Source organism: Streptomyces sp. SID10853 (assembly GCF_010548145.1).
In the GTDB taxonomy this organism is placed as follows: domain Bacteria; phylum Actinomycetota; class Actinomycetes; order Streptomycetales; family Streptomycetaceae; genus Streptomyces.
In genome coordinates this window covers 1-4,767 of record NZ_JAAGLN010000361.1, presented here as the reverse complement: position 1 = coordinate 4,767, position 4,767 = coordinate 1, and the positions used below count along the sequence as shown (strand labels likewise).

The 4,767-nt window shown below is 70.7% G+C and carries 5 protein-coding genes; all 5 read right to left on the bottom strand.

Annotated features, from left to right (window positions below; translation table 11 throughout):
* Positions 1 to 654 (bottom strand): trypsin-like peptidase domain-containing protein (locus G3I19_RS34605; protein ID WP_203601008.1); only part of this gene is annotated, 654 nt, incomplete at its 3' end.
* A gap of 201 nt (positions 655 to 855) precedes the next feature.
* Complete coding sequence (truB, locus tag G3I19_RS34600; protein ID WP_164267661.1) at positions 856 to 1,755, bottom strand: tRNA pseudouridine(55) synthase TruB; 900 nt, start codon at positions 1,753 to 1,755, stop codon at positions 856 to 858.
* Positions 1,752 to 2,231: a 30S ribosome-binding factor RbfA gene (gene rbfA / locus G3I19_RS34595; protein ID WP_164267660.1), complete on the bottom strand. Its 480-nt coding sequence runs from the start codon at positions 2,229 to 2,231 to the stop codon at positions 1,752 to 1,754. The genes truB and rbfA overlap by 4 nt, the downstream gene beginning before the upstream one ends.
* Positions 2,232 to 2,257: 26 nt before the next feature.
* On the bottom strand, positions 2,258 to 2,554 hold the full coding sequence (locus G3I19_RS34590; RefSeq protein WP_164267659.1) for a DUF503 domain-containing protein: 297 nt from the start codon (positions 2,552 to 2,554) through the stop codon (positions 2,258 to 2,260).
* A gap of 193 nt (positions 2,555 to 2,747) precedes the next feature.
* Positions 2,748 to 4,767 (bottom strand): translation initiation factor IF-2 (gene infB / locus G3I19_RS34585; protein ID WP_164267658.1); only part of this gene is annotated, 2,020 nt, incomplete at its 5' end.

The window sequence follows — 4,767 nt, the reverse complement described above, 5'->3', positions numbered from 1 at the left end:
AAGGACGGCCGCCAGGTTGAGGTCGCGGCCGTAGCCGGGGACGGTCGCGGCGTTGCGCCGCAGCAGCGGGGCCAGCGCTGCGCCGCGCAGCGGAACGGCGAGACCGGCCACCGGGCGCTCGCCCAGGAAGGTGGTGCCGAGCACCGCGAGCACAGCGCCGGTCGAGGCGTCCACGACGGGTCCGCCCGCTGCTCCACCGCCCGGCCGGAGCGCGTCGCTGCCCTGGGTGCCGAGCGCCAGCTCAAGGGCGGCGGGGCGGTGACAGCGGCCGTCCGCCGGGTAGGTCACGGTGGTCTCGCCCAGGACGCGGGCGGCGCGCCAGCCGAGCGCGGCGACCCGCACATAGGTGCCGGTGTCCACCGTGTCCCGGACGGCGACGGGCAGCGGAGCCACCCCGAGGTCCTCGCTCCGGATCAGGGCCAGCCCCAGCTCGGGCAGTGCGGTGACCGCTCCGGACCCGGCGCAGCACGACCGGCCGGCCGCCCCGTACAGCACGGCGCCGGTGAGGCCGGCGACCACCTCGTGGCCGGTGACCACCGTGCCCCGGTCATCGGCGACGAAGCCGGTGCCTCGCAGGCGTCCCGCCGGATCGCAGATGCGTACCAGCGTCTCCCGGTCCCGGTCTTCCACCCCGTTCCCCACCCCGCTTCCCATGGTCAGACCGTAGGCACGCGGTGATCGCCGGGAGAAGCACACCGGCCGAAAGCGCCCCCTTGCGCTCCCGGCATTCACTCCGAGCGCCTGGCCAAACGAGTGAATCGCGGGGGCGCGATGGACAGACCCCTTGCGAGGGGGATCGTGGAGCGGGCAGGCGGCCCCGCCCGCTCCACGGTGGGCCCGTGGGGCGGCGTTCGGTCAGCCGAAGACGGCGAGGCTCTTGGCCTTGCCGTTCTCCTCCTCGACCAGGGCGAGCAGGCGCTCGTCGGGGCCGAAGGCGGCCACGGCCCCTGCCGGGTATCCGGGCATGTCGAGCCGGACACCGTTGAGCAGCAGCCTGGCCCGCCTCTCGTCCACGTCCCAGCGGGGGAAGGCGGCAGCGGCGGCGTCCGCGGCCGGCATCACCGTCAGCTCCTCCTGGAGCTGGTCCAGCGTCCGGGCGGTGTCGAGCCCGTACGGGCCGACCCTGGTCCGGCGCAGCGCCGTCAGATGGCCGCCGACCCCGGTGGCCGCCCCGAGGTCGCGGGCGATGGCGCGGATGTACGTACCGGACGAGCAGACCACCGAGACGACCAGGTCGACGACGGGCGTCCCGTCGTCGGCGACGGCCGGGCGGACGTCGTACACCCGGAACGAGGAGACGGTCACCGGACGGGCCGGGATGTCGAACTCCTCGCCGCCGCGCACCCGCGCGTACGAACGCTTTCCGTCGATCTTGATGGCGCTGACCTTGGACGGCACCTGCATGATGGCGCCGGTCTGCTCGGCCACCCCGGCGTCGATGGCCTCACGGGTCACGGCCGATGCGTCGGTGGACGAGGTGATCTCGCCCTCGGCGTCGTCGGTGACGGTGTTCTGGCCGAGCCGGATCGTACCGAGGTACTCCTTCTCGGTCAGCGCGAGATGGCCGAGCATCTTGGTGGCCTTCTCGACCCCGAGAACGAGGACGCCGGTGGCCATCGGGTCGAGGGTGCCCGCGTGGCCGACCCGGCGGGTCTTCGCGATCCCGCGCATCTTGGCCACGACGTCGTGCGAAGTGAAGCCGGACGGCTTGTCGACGATGACAAGGCCGTCCGGCACGGAGTTCTGCTGTGTCATGCGGAGGCGTTGTCCCCGTCGTCGTCGCCGGACGCGGCGGCCTCGTCGGCCTCGTCCTCCGGCTTGCGGTACGGGTCGGCCCCGCCGGCGTACGTGGCGCCGGACGACGCCTCGCGCACCTTGGCGTCCGACGCCCTGGCCCGGTCGAGGAGATCCTCGATCGCCTTGGCGTTCTCCGGCAGCGCGTCGGCCACGAAGGCGAGGGTGGGCGTGAACTTCGTCCCCGCCGCCGCACCGACCGCCGACCGCAGGATGCCCTTGGCGCTCTCCAGACCGGCCGCGGCGCTCGCCCGCTCCTCGTCGTCCCCGTAGACCGTGTAGAAGACCGTGGCCTCCCGCAGGTCACCGGTGACGCGGGTGTCCGTGATGGTCACGTGCGTGCCCAGACGGGGGTCCTTGATGCCGCGCTGCAGTTTCTCGGCGACCACCTCCTGGATGAGGTCCGCCAGCTTTTTCGCCCGCGCGTTGTCGGCCACTGGTCCGTCTCCTTCTCGAGCCTTGCTCAATCGTCTTCGTCGCCGTGCAGCCGCCGTCGTACGGACAGCAGCTCCACCTCGGGCCGGGCGGCGACAAGCCGCTCGCACCGGTCGAGTACATCAGTGAGGTGCCCCGTCCCGCCGGACACGACCGCGAGGCCGATCCTGGCCCTGCGGTACAGATCCTGGTCGCCGACCTCGGCCGCGCTCACCGCGAACCTGCGCTGGAGTTCGGCCACGATGGGCCGGACGACGGAGCGTTTCTCCTTCAGCGACCGTACGTCGCCGAGCAGGAGATCGAAGGACAGTGTCCCTACATACATGCATGTCCGGATGTCCCGCCGGTTCGGGGTCGCGCCCCGCCAACCGCTTGGCGGGGACACCAGAACCGTACACGCAACGGCCGGGGCCGCTCGACGGATATAACTCCCGCCGAACGGCCCCGACCACTGCGCTGCCCTGGGGCTGCGCCCGGCCGGTCCGTACCGCTCGGGTACGGATCAGCCGCGATACGGATCAGCCGCGGGGCTTCTCGCGCATCTCGTACGTCGCGATGACGTCGTCGATCTTGATGTCGTTGAAGTTGCCGAGGTTGATACCGCCCTCGAACCCTTCGCGGATCTCGGTGACGTCGTCCTTGAAGCGGCGCAGACCGGAGATGTTGAGGTTCTCCGCGACGACCTTGCCGTCACGCAGCAGGCGCGCCTTGGTGTTGCGCTTGACCTCGCCGGACCTGACCAGCACACCGGCGATGTTGCCCAGCTTGGACGAGCGGAAGATCTCGCGGATCTCCGCCGTGCCGAGCTCGACCTCTTCGTACTCCGGCTTGAGCATGCCCTTGAGGGCCGCTTCGATCTCTTCGATCGCCTGGTAGATGACCGAGTAGTACCGGACGTCCACGCCTTCGCGCTCGGCCATCTGCGCGGCACGCCCTGCGGCGCGCACGTTGAAGCCGATGACGATGGCGTCGGAGCCGGTCGCCAGGTCGATGTCCGACTCGGTGACCGCACCCACACCGCGGTGCAGGATCCGGATGTCCACCTCTTCGCCGACGTCGAGCTGGAGCAGCGAGGACTCGAGAGCCTCCACCGAACCGGACGCGTCGCCCTTGATGATGAGGTTGAGCTCCTGGACCAGACCGGCCTTGAGCGCCTCGTCCAGGTTCTCCAGGGAGAACCTGACGCCCTTGCGGGCGAAATTGGCGTTGCGCTCACGGGCGGCACGCTTCTCGGCGATCTGACGGGCCGTACGGTCCTCGTCGACCACCAGGAAGTTGTCGCCTGCACCCGGGACGTTGGTGAGACCCAGTACGAGGACGGGGGTCGAGGGACCCGCTTCCTCGAGGTTGTTGCCGTTGTCGTCGAGCATCGCCCGGACCCGGCCGTACGCGTCGCCGACGACCATCGTGTCGCCGATGCGCAGCGTGCCGCGCTGGACGAGGACGGTCGAGACGGCACCGCGGCCCTTGTCCAGGTGGGACTCGATCGCAATACCCTGCGCGTCCTGCTCCGGGTTGGCCCGCAGGTCGAGCGAGGCGTCGGCGGTGAGGACGACGGCCTCCAGGAGGGAATCGATGTGGAGACCCTGCTTGGCGGAGATGTCGACGAACATCGTGTCGCCGCCGTACTCCTCGGCCACCAGCCCGAACTCGGTGAGCTGACCGCGCACCTTGGTCGGGTCCGCGCCCTCGACGTCGATCTTGTTGACCGCGACGACGATCGGCACACCGGCCGCCTTGACGTGGTTCAGCGCCTCGATCGTCTGGGGCATCACACCGTCGTTCGCCGCCACCACGAGGATCGCGATATCGGTGGACTTCGCACCGCGGGCACGCATGGCGGTGAACGCCTCGTGACCCGGGGTGTCGATGAAGGTGATACGGCGGTCCTCGCCGTTGACCTCGGAGGAGACCTGGTAGGCACCGATGTGCTGCGTGATGCCGCCGGCCTCGCCCGCGATGACGTTCGTCTTGCGGATCGCGTCGAGCAGCCGGGTCTTACCGTGGTCGACGTGACCCATGACGGTGACGACCGGCGGGCGCGAGACGAGAGCCTCTTCGCCGCCCTCGTCCTCGCCGAACTCGATGTCGAAGGACTCGAGCAGCTCGCGGTCCTCCTCCTCGGGGCTGACGATCTCCAGGACGAAGTTCATCTCGTCCGCGAGAAGCTTCAGCGTCTCGTCCGGGACGGACTGCGTCGCAGTGACCATCTCGCCGAGGTTCAGCATCACGCCGACGAGCGACGCCGGGTTCGCGTTGATCTTCTCCGCGAAGTCGGTGAGGGACGCGCCGCGGGACAGCCGGACAGCCTGCCCGTTGCCGCGGGGCAGCATGACACCGCCCACCGACGGAGCCTGCATCGACTCGTACTCCTGGCGCCTCTGCCGCTTCGACTTGCGGCCACGGCGGGCGGGCCCGCCGGGACGGCCGAAGGCACCCTGTGTGCCACCGCGGCCACCGGGGCCGCCGGGACGGCCCGAGAAACCGGGACGTCCGCCGAAGCCACCACCGGGAGCGCCGCCGCCGGGACGGCCGCCG